Annotated in this window: 1 rRNA gene; it reads left to right on the top strand. The window is 48.9% G+C overall.

Annotation, left to right across the window (positions count from 1 at the left end):
• Nucleotides 1-223, top strand: a 23S ribosomal RNA gene (locus ACXX53_RS23255); the annotation flags it as partial.

Raw genomic sequence — 223 nt, forward strand, 5'->3', positions numbered from 1 at the left:
ACCTGAATACATAGGGTGTAAGATGGCATACGAGGGGAACTGAAACATCTAAGTACCCTCAGGAAGAGAAAACAATAGTGATTCCGTAAGTAGCGGCGAGCGAACGCGGAAAAGCCTAAACCAGAGAGCTTGCTCTCTGGGGTTGTGGGACGTCTCACATGGAGTTACAAAGTTCTCGATTAGTCGAACAGGTCTGGAAAGGCCGGCCATAGCAGGTAATAGC

This window comes from Paenibacillus marinisediminis, from assembly GCF_054343325.1.